Consider the following 14,965-nt stretch of genomic DNA (forward strand, 5'->3'; position numbering starts at 1 on the left):
ATGGCCTTGCGGCGATCGCCGAAGCCCGGAGCCTTGACGGCCGCGACCTTCAGGCCGCCACGGAGGCGGTTGACGACCAGGGTCGCGAGGGCTTCGCCTTCGACGTCCTCGGCAACGATGACCAGCGGCTTGCCGGTCTGCACCACGGCCTCGAGCAGCGGGAGCAGCTCGTTCAGCGAGGAGAGCTTCTTCTCGTTGATGAGGATGTAGGCGTCGTCCATCTCAACGCGCATCTTGTCGGCGTTGGTGACGAAGTAGGGCGAGATGTAGCCGCGGTCGAACTGCATGCCCTCGACGACGTCGAGTTCGGTCTCGAGCGACTTGGCTTCCTCGACGGTGATGACACCCTCGTTGCCGACCTTCTTCATGGCGTCGGCCAGGAACTTGCCGATCTCCGCGTCACCGTTGGCCGAGATGGTGCCGACCTGGGCGATCTCGTCGTTCGAGGTGACCTTCTTGGAGTTCTTCTGGAGGTCCGCAACCACGGCTTCGACCGCGAGGTCGATACCGCGCTTGAGGTCCATCGGGTTCATGCCGGCGGCAACCGACTTGGCGCCTTCCTTCACGATCGCCTGGGCGAGCACGGTGGCGGTGGTGGTGCCGTCGCCGGCCGCGTCAGCCGACTTGGAGGCGACTTCGCGCACCATCTGGGCGCCCATGTTCTCGAACTTGTCGTCGAGCTCGATCTCCTTGGCGACGGTGACGCCGTCCTTGGTGATGCGGGGAGCGCCGAACGACTTGTCGAGCACGACGTTGCGGCCCTTCGGACCGAGCGTGACCTTCACCGCGTTGGCGAGAACGTCGACGCCGCGCAGCATCTTGTCGCGCGCTTCAACCGAGAATTTGACTTCTTTGGCTGCCATCTGGAATTTTCCTTGAGGTTTTTGACAGGAGGGAGAGAGGGGCTCTTAGGCCGCCTTCTTCTTGGAAGCGGGGACGTCGAGGACGCCCATGATGTCGCTTTCCTTCATGATCAGCAGATCGACGCCGTCGATCTTGACTTCGGTGCCGGACCACTTGCCGAACAGCACGCGGTCGCCGACCTTCAGGTCGATCGGGATCAGCTTGCCGGCTTCGTCGCGGCCACCCGGGCCAACGGCGACGACTTCACCCTGGGAGGGCTTTTCCTTGGCAGTGTCGGGAATGATGATGCCGCCGGCGGTCTTCTCTTCTGCGTCGATACGCTTGACCACGACGCGGTCGTGAAGCGGACGGAATTTCATGCAGTCCTCCTAAGCATTTGCTCAGATTGATGTTTTGAGGGTGTTAGCAATCGATGCCCGCGAGTGCTAATGCGGGTGAAGCTCAAATAGGACAGGATTTTTGCGGGAGCAAGGGCTTCTAGCAGAAAATTCGGCACTCAGAAGGCCCGTCTGCCAAATTCTCTTTACCATCGTTAACCCGCCCGGAGAGCCTCTGGAGGCCCTCTTGGGGTCCGTATTAGCACGGAGCCGACTCTGCTGCTAAAGCATTGAATTTCAACAGCTTGTTAAACTTTTGGGCTTGAGATGGATTGTCAGTTTGCGTCACATTTCTCTCATGTGAGCGCATCAGTACCGGGTGGCTCGTAAGGCGCACACCGACCAGGCCGCCCCTTGAATGCGCTCCTGCAAAGGAGGTTGGCATGGGCTTGCGGAGTGGGGGCGTTTCCGAAGATTTCCGGAAACAGCTTTTGGGTTACGGGCTGACGACAGCGCAAATTCTCTATCGGATGCCCGATCATCCCTCGCTTCTCCAGACTTACGTCTGGCAGAACTACGACATGTTTCCGAAATTTCCGGCGCTGAAGGATTTCCTGGCGTTCTGGCAGGAGAAGCTCGACGGTCCCCTCCATTCGGTGACCGTCGCGCATTCCAAGCTGATCAAGCCGACCGAGCTGCGCGCGGTGGACGGCGTGTTCCGGCTGCATTGAACAGAACGCCGGATTCGTAGGATGGGCAAAGGCGCGCTCGCGCCGTGCCCACCATCTCTCCACGATTGCATCTGGCAATGGTGGGCACACTCCGCTTTACCCACCCTACGATATCTCGTTCTGTGCTAGCCTCTTCCTATAACAACAACAGGGAGGCGGCCCATGGCCAAGAAAGCAAAATCGCGCAGCGCAGCCCAGACCGCGGTGAAGAAGCGGAGCGGTACCAAGTCCGCAGCGCGATCCTCGGCCCGCAAGGCCGTGAAGGCGAAGGCACGCTCGACACCGGTAAAGCCCGCCCCGAAAAAAACCGCGCGTCCCAAGCAGCGCATCGCCATCAGCCATCACCGCGAGGAAGACTTCAAGGCCGACGGCCTGCGCACCTACGCAAAGTACCGCGACCTCGGCATCGCCGAAGCCAGCCACGGCCTCGCGCAAGCCCACGTGATCCGCCTGCAAGGGCCCTGCGATCCGGCCGAGGTCTCGAAGCTGCACTTCCACGACGTCGAATTCCAGATGGTCTACGTGCTCAAGGGCTGGGTGAAGACCTACATGGATGGCCAGGGCGAGACCTTGATGAAGGAAGGCAGCGCTTGGACCCAACCGCCGAAGATAAAGCACATGATCCTGGATTATTCCGACGACGTCGAGCTGCTGGAAGTGATCCTGCCGGCGGAGTTCAAGACGGTGGAGTTGAAGGCGTAGGTCTCGCCACCGTCACTGCGAGGAGCGGAGCGACGAAGCAATCAAGAAATGCAATCGTGGAGACAGTCTGGATTGCGTCGCTTGCAATGACCCTTCTCCGATCTCTCCGCTGTCATTCCGGGGCGATGCGCAGCATCGAGCCGGAATCCATCGGGCGGCAGTACGCGTGGTGAAATGGTTTCTCAGGTGCGCAATTGCGCACCGTAGCTCGCGCTACGCGCGCCCCGGAATGACGATCTCCATCCGGGCTACGCCATCACGACGGGTGCGCCAGGCGATCGCTAGAAAGCGACAGATCCGCGAAACCGGGCCGTTACCAGTTAGAAGGTTCCAGCCACCCGCAGCGCTGGCGGTAACCACTCGAAAATACCTCTCGCGTCAACTCAAGGGTGTGAAAATGCGGGAAATGTTTTCATGGCGACCAACACTTTTGGCCGACGCGGCGTCGTGGCGCCACCCCCGAGGGCATCGTTTCAACCCGTCGCCGCGCCGATCGCTCCAGCGGTCGTGCACGACAGTGAGGGGACGCTTTTTGTCGACAACAAGCTTCTCTCCGATATCCCCTTCCTCACCCTAGGCCTGATTTTCGGTCTGCTCCTGATCTACGCTCTGCAACGCAGTCTGGCCATCGACATTGCGCCGGACGGCTCACTCGATGTCCGCTCGCTGATCGCTCAGGGCGCGTCCGGCTACGATCTGGTTGTCGGAAGGCACGAGTGGTGGCGGATCGGCCTTGCGCCGCTTCTGCATGGCAGCCAGGGGCACCTCATCGGCAACTGCGTTGCGCTGTTCATCGTCGGCGTCAGGCTGGAGAGCCTGATCGGTCGTGGCTGGTTTTCGCTGATCTTTGTTGCCAGTGCGCTCGCCGGCGAGGCCGGCTCGCTGCTGGGCAATGGTCCCGGCACGGTGGGTGTCGGTGCGTCCGGCGCCATTACCGGACTCATCGCCGCGCTGTTCGTCGCGAGCTTCGAGCCAGACGCGGACGCCGATCAAACAATGTCGAGACTGAAGACGTCGCTTTTCTTCGGTGTTCCAGCACTGCTGCCGCTCGCCTTTGGCGCCTCCGGCAATGTCAACTACTATGCGCATGCCGGTGGTGCGCTGGCCGGCGGCGCGCTTGCCATCATGCCGTGGCTCGCCTTCTGGTCCTATGACAGCCTGCCGCGGAGCGCCGGCATGGTATTGCTCGCAGGATTCGTCGGATCTCTGATCTGCGCCGGCTTCGCCGTCGCTCATTATTCGTCCTACATGGCCGATGCCGTACACTATATCCGCGCGTCGGAAGCGCCGGCGAATGCCGACGACATGGCCAGCCGGTCTCTCGATCTCGTCACCCGCTATCCGAAAGACCCGCGGGCTCATCTGTTCCGTGCGATCTTCCTCCTGGAAAAAGCGAGCCTCAACGCCGCCGAGGCGGAAGCGCGAACCGCCATGTCGCTCGCCACTTCGGATGTGGCGGGTGGGACGGCACGTACCGGGGCGCAGGGCTTGATGGCGGTGTTGCTGTGGGCGCAGGGACGAAACAGCGAGGCGAAGGCCATGGCGGTCGAGCCGTGCCGTGCGAAGATGGCTGAGGTGCGTCGTATATTGCAGAAGCAGAAATTGTGCGGTTGACCGGGACGGCGGAGCTGAAGGCGCAGGCGCTGTCTCCTTCGTCATTGCGAGGAGCTCTTGCGACGAAGCAATCCAGACTATCTCCGCGAATGCATTTCTGGATTGCTTCGCTTCGCTCGCAATGACGAGGAGAGAGAGCTAACTCAACACCCCCACCACCGCTCCCATCAAACACGTCGTCAGCGTCCCCGACACGATCGACTTCAGCCCGAGCGCGTTGATCTCGTCGCGGCGCTCCGGCGCCATCACCCCTAAGCCGCCGATCATGATGCCGAGGCTGGCGAAATTGGCGAAGCCGCACATCGCGTAGAGCATGATCAGGCGCGAACGCGGATCGAGTGCGTCGGGCGGCAGCTTCGAGAAGTCGACATAGGCGATCAGCTCATTGAGCACGGTCTTGGTGCCCATCAGGCTGCCGGCGGTGACCGCCTGATCCCAGGGCAATCCCATCAGCCAGCACACCGGCGCCATCACGAGGCCCAGCAGCCTTTGCAACGAAATCGCCGCGCCGCCGATATCAGGCAGCAGGCCGAGGACGGCATTGACGAGATAGACCAGCGCCACCAGCACCAGGAGCATCGCGACAATGTTGATCAGCAGCTCGATCCCTGCGCCGGTGCCTTTCACGATCGCGTCCATCGTGCCGGAGACCTCCATCTCGGGGTCCTCCAGCGCGCCGCCGGTGCGTCTGTCGGATGTCTCCGGCACCATGATCAGGCTGACGAGGATCGCGGCCGGCGCGCCCAGCACGGATGCGATGACGAAATGGGCGGCCGCGTCGGGGATGAGCGGTGCCAGCAGCGTCGCGTAGAGGACCAGCACCGTGCCGGCGATGCCGGCCATGCCGCCGGTCATCACCAGAAACAATTCGCTGCGTGTCATCTGCGCCAGGTACGGCCGCACGAACAGCGGTGCCTCGACCATGCCGAGGAAGATGTTGGCCGCGGTCGAGAGCCCGACCGCGCCGCCGACGCCCAGCGTCCGCTCCAGCAGCCAGGCCATGCCGCGCACGACCGGCGGCAGCACACGCCAATAGAACAAGAGCGTCGTCAGCACGCTCATGACAAGCACGATCGGCAGGGCCTGGAACGCCAGGATGAAATCGGCGCCCGGCACCTTCGCGTCGAAGGGCAGGGGACCGCCCCCGATATAGCCGAACACGAAGGAGGAGCCGGCGCGCGAGGCCGCGGAGATCGCGCCCACCGCGTCGTTGATCGCGCCAAAAGCCCGTGCGACCACGGGCACTTTCAGGAGGACCGCCGCGGTGACGAAGGTCGCGACGAGGCCAATCGCTGCCTGCCGCAGCGATACGGCGCGGCGATTCTCTGCCAACGCGAAAGCGATCAACAGCAATGCGAAAATGCCGAGTGCCGATTGCAAGCGAAGCATGATGTCCCCAAAGCCCCAATGATTATGGCCGCGCCCGCGTTGCAAACGCAATGCCGGGACATGCGGGACGCGGTCTGCTGTTGACAAGCAGGTGCGCCTCAGTCACGCGGGGGCACGTCGACATCAGGGAGCGGACGGTCCAGGGTGACCCAAGAGGCGATGCCAGAGCAGCCAATTTCGGCCAGTCCACCGGTCAGTGCCCGCGCGCTCCTTACCCACCGCGCCTTCCTGTTCTTCCTGCTCTCGCGCAGCCTATCGCGCTTCTCCAGCCAGATCGCGGCGGTCGCGATCGGCTGGCAGATCTATGATCTCACCAGCTCGGCCTTCGACCTCGGCATGGTCGGCCTCGTGCAATTCCTGCCCACCGCGCTCCTGGTGTTCGTTGCCGGCCACGCCGCCGACCGTTTTGAGCGCAAGCGCGTGGTCCAGCTCTGTCAGCTGGTGGAAGCCGCGACCGCGCTCTATCTCGCTGTCATCACCTATCTCGGCGCGGTCGGCGAGGTGCAGATCTTCGTCGCGACCTTCGTGCTCGGCATTGCCGGTGCCTTCGAGAGCCCGACCACCGCGGCGCTCCTGCCGCTGATCGCGCCGCAGGGATCGCTCCAGCGCGCGACGGCGGTCGCGAGCGGCGCGGGGCAGGTCGCGACCATCACGGGGCCCGCGCTCGGCGGTTTTGCGTACGCGTTCGCGCCGCACCTCGCCTATACCGTGATGCTGCTGTTCTGGATACTTGGGATGATCCTGACCGGCTTCATCCGGCCGCGCCCGCAGGCGGTCGCCAAGGAGGGGACAAGCTCGGACAACATCTTTGCCGGTGTCCGCTTCATCCGCAGCAACCCGGCGATCCTCGGCACCATCTCGCTCGATCTGTTCGCGGTGCTGTTCGGCGGCGTCACCGCGCTGTTGCCGATCTATGCCCGCGACATCCTCCAGGCCGGCCCGGTCGGGCTCGGCGTGCTCCGTGCGGCGCCTGCGGTGGGTGCGTTGCTGATGACCATGGTGCTGGCGCGTCACGCCATTTCGCGGCATGTGGGCTTGCGCATGTTCCAGGCCGTGATCGTGTTCGGCGTCGCCACGGTCGTGTTCGCGCTGTCGTCCTGGATGTGGCTGTCGGTGCTCGCGCTCGCGGTTCTCGGCGCAGCCGACACGATCAGCGTCGTGATCCGCTTCTCGCTGGTGCAGCTCTCAACGCCCGACGAGATGCGCGGCCGGGTCGGGGCGGTCAACTTCCTCTTCATCAACGCCTCGAACCAGCTCGGCCAGTTCGAGAGCGGCGTGGCGGCCGCGCTGCTCGGCGCGATGCCCGCCGCCGTGCTCGGCGGCGTCTGCACGATCGCGGTGGCGCTGCTGTGGATGAAGCTGTTTCCGGCGCTGCGGCAAGTGGAGAGTTTGGAGTAGGGCACCGCTCTCTCCCCGTCATTGCGAGCGCAGCGAAGCAATCCAGAATCTTGCCGCAGAGACAGTCTGGATTGCTTCGCTGCGCTCGCAATGACGATTGTGGAAGCAGCACAGGTATTTGGCCGGCCTCACCCCGTTGGCAGGGCGAGACCGGAGTCTACTGTGCATGGGGTTGTTTTCGCGTTTTTTAGTTCAGCCGCGCCCGACGAACGGCATCTTGGTCGCCATGACCGTCATCGTCAGCACGTTGGCATCGAGCGGCAGGCCGGCCATGTAGGCGACGGCATCGCCGACCGCCTTGGCGTCCATGCGCGGCTCGTGCTTGGTCGTGCCGTCCGGCTGCAGCACGCCGGGGCCGTTGACCATGCGGTCGGTCATGGGCGTTGCGGCATTGCCGATGTCGACCTGGCCGACCGCGATGTCGTACATGCGGCCGTCGAGGTTCGAGGCCTTGGTCAGGCCGGTGATGGCGTGCTTGGTCGAGGTGTAGGCGGCCGAGAACGGCCGCGGCGCGTGCGCCGAGATCGAGCCGTTGTTGATGATGCGGCCGCCGCGCGGGCTCTGGTCCTTCATGATGCGGAAGGCGTGCTGGGTGCACAGGAACGGGCCGGTGAGGTTGGTGTTCACCACCGCCTGCCACTGCTCGAGGCTCAGGTCCTCGAAATTGACGGCGGGCGCGCCCATGCCGGCATTGTTGAAGAGCACGTCGAGGCGGCCGTAGGTCGCCTTCACCTTGTCGAACAGCGCGGCAATGGAATCCGGCTTGGTCATGTCGGCGGTGACGCACAAGCTCTTGCCCGCGGGGCCGAGCTTCGCGGTCTCTTCGAGCATGTCGAGCCGGCGGCCGACGAGCACCACGGTGAAGCCGGTGTTCATCAGCGCCAGCGACGCCGCGCGCCCGACACCGGTGCCGGCGCCCGTCACCACTGCGATCTTCTTTGCTTCACTCATCGTTTCCTGCCTTTTCTCTCTTCAAGTTGGCTGTCAGGTTTTTGGTTCTTTTTCGCTCTTGTAGGGCGGCCGCGGAATGTTCTGATGCGCCGCGCGCAAGGCCGCCGACCAGCGCGAGCGCAGGTCGTGGAAATAGGGCTCGCCCGCCTCGATGCGGTGATTGAGATCGGCATCGCAGGCATCCGAGCGCACCACCAGCACGTCGATCGGAAGGCCGACGCCGAGATTGGAGCGCATCGTCGAATCCATCGAGATCAGGCCGGTCTTCAGCGCCTCGTAGAGCTCGACGTCGTAATGCATGGCGCGGTCGAGCACCGGCTTGCCGTATTTGTGCTCGCCGATCTGAAGGTATGGCGTGTCGGTCGTGCACTCGATGAAATTGCCTGCCGTGTAGACCATGAACAGGCGCATGCGCGCGCCCTTGATCTGGCCGCCGAACAGGAAGGAGACGTCGAAGGAGACGTCTTCGGATTTCAGCGCCGGTCCTTCGGTCGCGTGCACCGACCGGATCGCCCGGCCGATGCGCTGGGCCGCCTGGAACATGGTCGGTGCGTTCATCAGCGTCTCGACCTCGCCCGTGTTGGGGTCCTCCAGGCCCTCGGTCAGCGTCGACAGCACCGACTGGCTGATGGCGAGGTTGCCGGCGCTGGCGATCGCCATGATGCGGTCGCCGGGTTTTGAGAAGATGTGGAGCTTGCGGAAGGTCGAGACGTTGTCGAGGCCGGCATTGGTGCGGGTATCGGCGATCATCACCAGACCGTCCCGAACCAGGATTCCGCAGCAATAGGTCATTTCCAGTCCCCGAACGCGTTTGCGCGGAATTACTAGCCAATTTCGGAGAGGCATGAAACCCCCGATTCCCCGGGGGGAGGCCGTCATTCCGACGCGCGACTGCCAGTCTGCTGCGACCGCCGAACTCAGTCAGCGGCATCGACGAGAAACGCCTCGTCGACGGGCACGCCGAGCGCCGTGACCAGCCGGTTCGTCTCTGCGGCCATGCCGACGATGGCGAGCAGCTCGCCATATTCGGCCTCGGTCATGCCCTTGGCCCGTGCGCCCGCGGTGTGCGAATGGATGCAGTAGCTGCAGCCATGCGCGATCGAAACCGCGACATAGAGCATTTCCTTGACCTTGGGATCGAGCGCGCCCGGAGCCATCACCTCCTTGATGCTCTCCCAGGTCCGCCGCAGCGTCTTCGGATCATGCGCCAGCGCGCGCCAGAAATTGTTGACGAAGTCCGACTTCCGCACCTTGCGGATATCGTCGAAAACGGCGCGCGCCTCGGCGGAGAGCTCATCGTCCGAAAGCAGCTTTACGGTCGCCATGGGATACCTCGCAGGGTCAGGTCTGATCCCGCGAGTGTAGCACGGCTCATGCGATCAGTCGGCAGCGCCTCGTGACGAGATGCGGCTGCGCCTAGCTCTGCCGCTGTGACTGCGATTGCGATTGCCCGCCGCGGCCGGCCTGCTCGACCTTCACGGCCACCGTCAGAGTCTCCGCACCGCCGCCATAGCGGGTGCCCCGCACGGGGGCTGCGCCGAGATAATCGAGCCCGATCGCAACGCGGACATGGGCGTCGGTGGTGCAGATGCAGTTGGCGGGATCGAAGCCGACCCAGCCAAGACCGTCGACGTACGCTTCCGCCCAGGCATGGCCGGCATCCTGGTGCACCGTGCCATCCGAGCGCAGGAAATGGCCGGAGACGAAGCGCGCCGGCACGCCGCCGCTGCGGGCGCAGGCGATGAAGATATGCGCGTAGTCCTGGCAGACGCCGCGCTTGAGGGTGAACGCATCCGCCGCCGAGGTGCCGCTGTTGGTCGGGTCCTCGTCGAAGGTCATATGATCGCTGATTTGCGTCATCAGCGTGTGCAGGAAGCCGAGCGTGTCGCTCTCGGCTTCGCTGCGCAGCTGCCGCGCGACCGCCGTCATTGCAGGATTGACCCCGGTAAGGTCGGTGGCGCGCAAGAACATGCCGGCCGGAAAGCGCTCGTCGGCGCCGCGCAGCACGCCGCCGGTGTCGTGTGTCTCGATCAGGCCTTCGGCGGTGATCCTGATGTCGCCGACAGGTCCGCAGGACAGCACATGGGTGACGTTGCCGAAGGCGTCCTCATGGGTGTCGAGCTTGGTGTCGGTGGAGACGTCAATCTGCCACTCCGCCACATATTGCCCGTCATGGCTGCCGGGCGTCATGCGCAGGATCTGGATCACGCTGGTGGCCGGCGGCTCGTAGCGATAGGTCGTGGTGTGCTGGATTCGCAGGCGCATGGTGGACCGTTGTTCTTGCGTCGTCATTCCGGGCCTGCCCTGCGGGCGCCCCGGAACGACCGCAGTATCAGATCAAATACTGCTTCGTGATGATTTCGCCCAGCCTGGAATTGTCCGCGATGAATTCCTGAATGAATTCATGCACGCCATGCTGGAAAATGTCGTTCATATTGCTGTGTTCCAGCCGGTTGCGGATGCCGCGGGCGTGGCGCTGGGCGGGGCCCTGGCGGCCATAGGCGACGCCGATCTGGTCGAGGTTGCGCACGAGATTGCCGTAGCAGCTTGCCAGCGAGCGCGGCAGCGTGTCGTTGAGGATGAGCAGGTCCGCAATCAGCCATGGCTTCAGCGTCTCGCGATAGACCCAGTGATAGGCCGTCAGCGCCGAGACCGAACGCAGGATCGAGCTCCACTGATAAAAGTCGAGCGGGCCGCCGACATGCTCCTCCTCGGGCAGCAGCACATGGTATTTCACGTCGAGAATGCGCGCGGTGTTGTCGGCGCGCTCCAGATGCACGCCCATGCGCGAGAACCAGTAGGCGTCGTTGCGCAGCATGGTCCGGTAGGCCGAGCCGTCGAAGCGCAGCGAAGTCTCCTGTACGAAGCGCAGGAACTTGGCGAGGTCCTCGCGCGTGGAGGTGCCCTTGCTCCAGACCGCCTGGAGCTCGATCCAGGCCGAGTTAATGGTGTCCCACATCTCGCTGGTCAGCGCGGTGCGCACAGAGCGCGAGTTCAGCCGCGCCGCCTCGATGCAGTTCCGGATCGAGGACGGGTTGTCAGCAGAGAACGAGAGGTAGTCGACGACGTTGTGTTCGTTGGCTTCCTCGTAGGTCTGATAGAAGCTTGCGGCGACGCCGGCGGTGAGCAGCGCCGAGTCCCATTCATTGGTCTTGCCGATATAGGCGGCAGGAAGCGCGGTGACGCGCAGCGTCGCATCGATGGTGCGCGCGAGATACTCGGCCCGTTCGACATAGCGGGCGAGCCAGTAGAGGTTTTCGGCGGTACGCGACAGCATCTGACTACTCGTCCAGGATCCAGGTGTCTTTGGTACCGCCGCCCTGGCTCGAATTCACCACCAGGGAACCTTCTTTCAGCGCAACACGCGTCAGGCCGCCCGGCACGATGGTGGTGCCCTTGCTGCCGGTCAGCACGAAGGGCCGCAAGTCCACGTGGCGCGGGGCGAGGCCCGATGCCGTGCAGGTCGGGCAGGTCGAGAGCGCCAGCGTCGGCTGGGCAATGAAACCTTCGGGCTCGCGCTTGAGCTTTTCGCGGAAGGCTTCGATGGTTGCCTTCGTCGCGGCGGGGCCGATCAGCATGCCGTAGCCGCCGGAGCCGTGGACTTCCTTGACGACGAGCTCGCCGAGATTGTCCAGCACATAAGCAAGATCCTTCGGCTCGCGGCAGCGCCAGGTCGGCACGTTCTTCAGGATCGGCTCCTCGCCGAGATAGAATTTCACGATGTCGGGCATGTAGGAGTAGATCGCCTTGTCGTCGGCGATGCCGGTGCCGACCGCGTTGGCGAGCGTGATGTTGCCGGCCGCGTAGGCCGACATCAGCCCGGGCACGCCGAGCACGGAGTCGGGGCGGAAGGTGAGGGGATCGAGGAAGTCGTCGTCGACGCGACGGTAGATCACGTCGATCCGCTTCACCCCCTCGGTCGTCCGCATGAACACTTCGTTGTTCTTGACGATGAGGTCGCGGCCTTCGACCAGTTCGATGCCGAGCTTGTCGGCGAGGAAGGAGTGCTCGTAATAGGCGGAGTTGTAGACGCCCGGCGTGAGCAGGGCGACCGTCGGCTCGCCGGAGGCGCTGTGCGGTGCAACGGAGCGCAGTGCCGAGAGCAGCTCGTCCGGATAGCGTTCGACCGGCGCCACCCTGTGGCGGGCGAACAGATCCGGAAACAGCCGCATCATGATCTCGCGGTTTTCCAGCATGTAGGACACACCCGACGGCGTACGGGCATTGTCCTCCAGCACGATGAAGTCCTCGGCATCGACCCGGACGATGTCGATGCCGGCAATGTGCACGTAGACGTCGTGCGGCACCTGCTGGCCGTTCATCTCGGGGCGGAAGACCGGGTTCTGGAAGATCAGGTCGTCGGGCACGATCTCGGCGCGCAGGATGTCGCGGCCATGATAGATGTCGCGCAGGAACATGTTGAGCGCGCGCACACGCTGCTTCAGGCCCTTCTCCAGCAGCGCCCACTCCTTGCCGGACATGATTCGCGGGATCACGTCGAAGGGGATCAGGCGTTCGGTGGACTCGGAATCCCCGTAGACCGCGAAGGTGATGCCGATGCGGCGGAACAGGAGCTCGGCCTCCTGGCGGCGATATTCAAGCGCCTCGGGAGGCGTCTCCTTGAGCCAGCGTGCCAGCTCCTGATAGGCGGGGCGAAGGTCCCCGCCGGGAATGTTCATCTCATCAAACGCGACTGCCATAGATCCCGACTTGTCTCCGTGGCCATGCGGCAAGAGTGCATGACTCCGAGGTGGTAGCAAGGGCCGGGCCAGCGCGATAAGCATGGAGGGAGGACATTTGCCGGGCATGGCCGGCGGCTTGCCTGAAAAAATGGCTGAGGACTGCTTATTTCGGCAGCAAAACCGCGTGACTTCAACGCGTTACCTCGGCAAAGTCGGGCCGACAGGTGAGGGACTTAAGGTATGAACGACATCGTCACGGCGGGCATTCTGGTCATCGGGGATGAAATCCTGTCCGGCCGGACCAAGGACAAGAATATCGGCTTCATCGCCGAATACCTGACCAATATCGGCATCGACCTCAAGGAAGTCCGGGTCGTCTCCGACGACGAGCCCGACATCATCGCCGCGTTGGATGCGCTGCGGAAACGCTATACTTATGTGTTCACCACCGGCGGCATCGGGCCGACGCATGACGACATCACCGCCGACAGCGTCGCCAAGGCCTTTGGCGTCGGCATCGATCACCATCCGGAGGTCGTCGCCCGCTTCCGCGAGCGCTGGAGCGAGCAGGACCTCAACGAGGCCCGCCTGCGCATGGCCCGGATCCCCGACGGCGCCGAGCTGATCCAGAGCGCCACCATCCTCGCCCCCGGCTTCAAGATCGGCAACGTCATCGTGATGGCCGGCGTGCCCTCGATCATGCAGGCGATGATGGACATCGTCTCGCCCAAGCTGAAGTCGGGCGTGCGCATGCTCTCCGAATCGGTTCGCGCCAATGCGCGGGAGGGTGACATCGGCAGCCCGCTGCGCGCGATCGCTGCCGCCCACCCGGACACCATCATCGGCAGCTATCCGTTCATGGACGAAGAGCAGAAGCCCAACACCAACCTGGTGGTGCGCTCGCGCGATGCGGACAAGCTCGCATCCGCGATGGCCGCGGTGAAGGAAATGCTGGCGGGATTGAGCATCACCCGCTAAAGCGCCCGGCTTGCCGGCAGACGAATGGCAGGAGACGACAATGGCTGAAGCACCGGAACCGAGTGCGCAGGAGCGGGCCGGCAAGGCCTTCCCGGTCTCGTGGGACCAATTCCACCGGGATTGCCGGGCGCTGACCTGGCGGCTCAACGAGGTCGGCCCCTTCAACGCGGTGATCGCGATCACCCGCGGTGGGCTGGTGCCGGCCGCGATTGTCGCGCGCGAGCTCGGCGTGCGCGTGATCGATACGGTCTGTATCGCCAGCTACGATCACGACAAGCAGGGCGACCTGCAGGTCCTCAAGGGTATTTCCGAGGCGGCGATGAAGCTCGGCGGGGGCACCGGGAAGGGACTCTTGATCGTCGACGACCTCGTCGACACCGGCAAGACCGGCAGGCTGGTGCGCGAGATGCTGCCCGACGCGCATTTCGCGACTGTTTATGCCAAGCCGAAGGGACGCCCGCTGGTCGACACGTTCATCACCGAAGTGTCGCAGGACACCTGGATATTCTTCCCGTGGGACACCGCGCTGTCCTACCACCCGCCGCTGCGCGACGGGGCGGCGTAGTTATCGCCGTCATTGCGAGGAGCAAAGCGACGAAGCAATCCAGACTGCTTCCGCGGATGCATTTCTGGATTGCTTCGCTTCGCTCGTCGCAATGACGGGTGGAGGCGACCATGCCCCTGCAAAACCGCGTCATGCCCACGGGCGACATCGTCGCCACCCCGCATCGCGGCCTGTTCACCGGCAATCGCGGCATCATCCATGATCCCGCGACCAAGACGCTTCTGAAGAAGCGCTGGTCGTCGCCGGCCTGGCTCACTTGCACTTGCGAATTCCGCGGCCGTCGCCGCGAGGTGATGGCACAGCGGAGCTGGACCGAGCTGTTCTTCCTCGACGAGGCCACCGCGCTCGCCGCCGGTCATCGTCCCTGTTTCTACTGCCGCCGTGACGATGCCAATCGCTTCCGGGCTGCGTGGGAGAAGGGGAACCGCGTCCATGATGTCCGCATGCACGATATCGATACGGTGCTGCACCACGAGCGGCTCGATCACGGCGAGAAGCGGCTGCACGCGCTGCTGGTGCCGCTCGACCAGCTGCCCGACGGCGCAATGGTGCAGCAGGGCGAGGAGAGTTTTCTGGTGATGCAGGGCAGGGCGTTGCTGTGGTCGGCGGCGGGTTATGTTGAAGGCGGGCGGGAGCTTTCCCAACCAGCTTTGCTGACGCCGCCATCAACGCTACGTGCCATGAACGCCGGCTACCAGGCTACACTGCATCCCAGCGCACACCGCGCCCTCTCCCCCCTTGCGGGGGAGGTCGGGGGAGACGGGTAGCCACGAA

The 14,965-nt window shown here is 64.0% G+C and carries 16 protein-coding genes; 7 read left to right on the plus strand and 9 right to left on the minus strand.

What is annotated here, in order from left to right; translation table 11 throughout:
* Together groEL and JQ627_RS29855 are read right to left on the minus strand one after the other, a co-directional pair.
* A partial coding sequence (gene groEL, locus JQ627_RS29850) for a chaperonin GroEL (RefSeq protein WP_212487959.1) occupies window positions 1-863 on the minus strand: 863 nt, incomplete at its 3' end.
* A gap of 45 nt (window positions 864-908) precedes the next feature.
* Window positions 909-1,223, minus strand: coding sequence for a co-chaperone GroES (locus JQ627_RS29855; RefSeq protein WP_014494241.1), 315 nt, complete (start codon window positions 1,221-1,223; stop codon window positions 909-911).
* A 401-nt stretch (window positions 1,224-1,624) separates the two neighbouring features.
* Here JQ627_RS29855 and JQ627_RS29860 point away from each other — a divergent pair, with 401 nt between their 5' ends.
* From JQ627_RS29860 to JQ627_RS29870, 3 genes are all read left to right on the plus strand, one after another.
* The gene (locus JQ627_RS29860; protein WP_212487960.1) at window positions 1,625-1,912 is read left to right on the plus strand and encodes an usg protein; all 288 of its coding nucleotides are present in this window, start codon (window positions 1,625-1,627) and stop codon (window positions 1,910-1,912) included.
* Window positions 1,913-2,074: 162 nt separating this feature from the next.
* Window positions 2,075-2,614, plus strand: a complete 540-nt coding sequence (locus JQ627_RS29865) for a cupin domain-containing protein (RefSeq protein WP_212487961.1) — start codon at window positions 2,075-2,077, stop codon at window positions 2,612-2,614.
* A 414-nt stretch (window positions 2,615-3,028) separates the two neighbouring features.
* Window positions 3,029-4,228: a rhomboid family intramembrane serine protease gene (locus tag JQ627_RS29870; RefSeq protein ID WP_212487962.1), complete on the plus strand. Its 1,200-nt coding sequence runs from the start codon at window positions 3,029-3,031 to the stop codon at window positions 4,226-4,228.
* Window positions 4,229-4,366: 138 nt separating this feature from the next.
* Here JQ627_RS29870 and JQ627_RS29875 read toward each other — a convergent pair whose 3' ends face one another.
* Window positions 4,367-5,617 carry a NupC/NupG family nucleoside CNT transporter gene (locus tag JQ627_RS29875; RefSeq protein ID WP_212487963.1) on the minus strand — a complete coding sequence of 417 codons (1,251 nt, stop codon included), beginning with the start codon at window positions 5,615-5,617 and terminating at the stop codon, window positions 4,367-4,369.
* A gap of 159 nt (window positions 5,618-5,776) precedes the next feature.
* On the opposite strand from JQ627_RS29875, the gene JQ627_RS29880 reads away from it, so the two are divergent.
* On the plus strand, window positions 5,777-7,015 hold the full coding sequence (locus tag JQ627_RS29880; RefSeq protein WP_212487964.1) for an MFS transporter: 1,239 nt from the start codon (window positions 5,777-5,779) through the stop codon (window positions 7,013-7,015).
* 192 nt (window positions 7,016-7,207) lie between these two features.
* Here the strand turns inward: JQ627_RS29880 and JQ627_RS29885 are convergent, their stop codons facing one another.
* From JQ627_RS29885 to JQ627_RS29910, 6 genes are all read right to left on the minus strand, one after another.
* On the minus strand, window positions 7,208-7,966 hold the full coding sequence (locus tag JQ627_RS29885) for an SDR family oxidoreductase (RefSeq protein ID WP_211385151.1): 759 nt from the start codon (window positions 7,964-7,966) through the stop codon (window positions 7,208-7,210).
* Between the two features lie 33 nt (window positions 7,967-7,999).
* Window positions 8,000-8,758 carry a proteasome-type protease gene (locus JQ627_RS29890; protein WP_212487965.1) on the minus strand — a complete coding sequence of 253 codons (759 nt, stop codon included), beginning with the start codon at window positions 8,756-8,758 and terminating at the stop codon, window positions 8,000-8,002.
* A 125-nt stretch (window positions 8,759-8,883) separates the two neighbouring features.
* Entirely contained in the window at window positions 8,884-9,291 is a 408-nt protein-coding gene (locus JQ627_RS29895) for a carboxymuconolactone decarboxylase family protein (protein WP_212487966.1), read from the minus strand.
* Between the two features lie 91 nt (window positions 9,292-9,382).
* Window positions 9,383-10,231, minus strand: a complete 849-nt coding sequence (locus tag JQ627_RS29900) for a transglutaminase family protein (RefSeq protein ID WP_212488070.1) — start codon at window positions 10,229-10,231, stop codon at window positions 9,383-9,385.
* Between the two features lie 67 nt (window positions 10,232-10,298).
* Window positions 10,299-11,243, minus strand: a complete 945-nt coding sequence (locus JQ627_RS29905) for an alpha-E domain-containing protein (protein ID WP_027560128.1) — start codon at window positions 11,241-11,243, stop codon at window positions 10,299-10,301.
* 4 nt (window positions 11,244-11,247) lie between these two features.
* The gene (locus JQ627_RS29910; protein WP_212487967.1) at window positions 11,248-12,666 is read right to left on the minus strand and encodes a circularly permuted type 2 ATP-grasp protein; all 1,419 of its coding nucleotides are present in this window, start codon (window positions 12,664-12,666) and stop codon (window positions 11,248-11,250) included.
* A 222-nt stretch (window positions 12,667-12,888) separates the two neighbouring features.
* On the opposite strand from JQ627_RS29910, the gene JQ627_RS29915 reads away from it, so the two are divergent.
* The 3 genes from JQ627_RS29915 (at window position 12,889) to JQ627_RS29925 (ending at window position 14,958) form a co-directional block, all read left to right on the plus strand.
* Window positions 12,889-13,626, plus strand: coding sequence for a molybdopterin-binding protein (locus tag JQ627_RS29915; RefSeq protein WP_212487968.1), 738 nt, complete (start codon window positions 12,889-12,891; stop codon window positions 13,624-13,626).
* 40 nt (window positions 13,627-13,666) lie between these two features.
* Window positions 13,667-14,191, plus strand: a complete 525-nt coding sequence (gene gpt / locus JQ627_RS29920) for a xanthine phosphoribosyltransferase (protein ID WP_212487969.1) — start codon at window positions 13,667-13,669, stop codon at window positions 14,189-14,191.
* Window positions 14,192-14,301: 110 nt separating this feature from the next.
* Window positions 14,302-14,958 (plus strand): hypothetical protein, encoded by a 657-nt coding sequence (locus JQ627_RS29925; RefSeq protein WP_212487970.1) that lies wholly within the window; start codon window positions 14,302-14,304, stop codon window positions 14,956-14,958.
* Window positions 14,959-14,965 lie beyond the last annotated feature (7 nt).

The sequence above is a fragment of the Bradyrhizobium liaoningense genome (assembly GCF_018130785.1).
In the GTDB taxonomy this organism is placed as follows: domain Bacteria; phylum Pseudomonadota; class Alphaproteobacteria; order Rhizobiales; family Xanthobacteraceae; genus Bradyrhizobium; species Bradyrhizobium liaoningense_A.

What these genes read in the sequence shown, in the direction of transcription:
- JQ627_RS29855 (WP_014494241.1), bottom strand. Translation starts at nt 1,223, where the DNA reads ATGAAATTCCGTCCGCTTCACGACCGCGTCGTGGTCAAGCGTATCGAC.
- JQ627_RS29865 (WP_212487961.1), top strand. Translation starts at nt 2,075, where the DNA reads ATGGCCAAGAAAGCAAAATCGCGCAGCGCAGCCCAGACCGCGGTGAAG.
- JQ627_RS29905 (WP_027560128.1), bottom strand. Translation starts at nt 11,243, where the DNA reads ATGCTGTCGCGTACCGCCGAAAACCTCTACTGGCTCGCCCGCTATGTC.
- JQ627_RS29915 (WP_212487968.1), top strand. Translation starts at nt 12,889, where the DNA reads ATGAACGACATCGTCACGGCGGGCATTCTGGTCATCGGGGATGAAATC.
- JQ627_RS29875 (WP_212487963.1), bottom strand. Translation starts at nt 5,617, where the DNA reads ATGCTTCGCTTGCAATCGGCACTCGGCATTTTCGCATTGCTGTTGATC.
- JQ627_RS29880 (WP_212487964.1), top strand. Translation starts at nt 5,777, where the DNA reads ATGCCAGAGCAGCCAATTTCGGCCAGTCCACCGGTCAGTGCCCGCGCG.
- JQ627_RS29890 (WP_212487965.1), bottom strand. Translation starts at nt 8,758, where the DNA reads ATGACCTATTGCTGCGGAATCCTGGTTCGGGACGGTCTGGTGATGATC.
- JQ627_RS29900 (WP_212488070.1), bottom strand. Translation starts at nt 10,231, where the DNA reads ATGCGCCTGCGAATCCAGCACACCACGACCTATCGCTACGAGCCGCCG.
- gpt (WP_212487969.1), top strand. Translation starts at nt 13,667, where the DNA reads ATGGCTGAAGCACCGGAACCGAGTGCGCAGGAGCGGGCCGGCAAGGCC.
- JQ627_RS29870 (WP_212487962.1), top strand. Translation starts at nt 3,029, where the DNA reads ATGGCGACCAACACTTTTGGCCGACGCGGCGTCGTGGCGCCACCCCCG.
- JQ627_RS29925 (WP_212487970.1), top strand. Translation starts at nt 14,302, where the DNA reads ATGCCCCTGCAAAACCGCGTCATGCCCACGGGCGACATCGTCGCCACC.
- JQ627_RS29860 (WP_212487960.1), top strand. Translation starts at nt 1,625, where the DNA reads ATGGGCTTGCGGAGTGGGGGCGTTTCCGAAGATTTCCGGAAACAGCTT.
- JQ627_RS29910 (WP_212487967.1), bottom strand. Translation starts at nt 12,666, where the DNA reads ATGGCAGTCGCGTTTGATGAGATGAACATTCCCGGCGGGGACCTTCGC.
- JQ627_RS29885 (WP_211385151.1), bottom strand. Translation starts at nt 7,966, where the DNA reads ATGAGTGAAGCAAAGAAGATCGCAGTGGTGACGGGCGCCGGCACCGGT.
- JQ627_RS29895 (WP_212487966.1), bottom strand. Translation starts at nt 9,291, where the DNA reads ATGGCGACCGTAAAGCTGCTTTCGGACGATGAGCTCTCCGCCGAGGCG.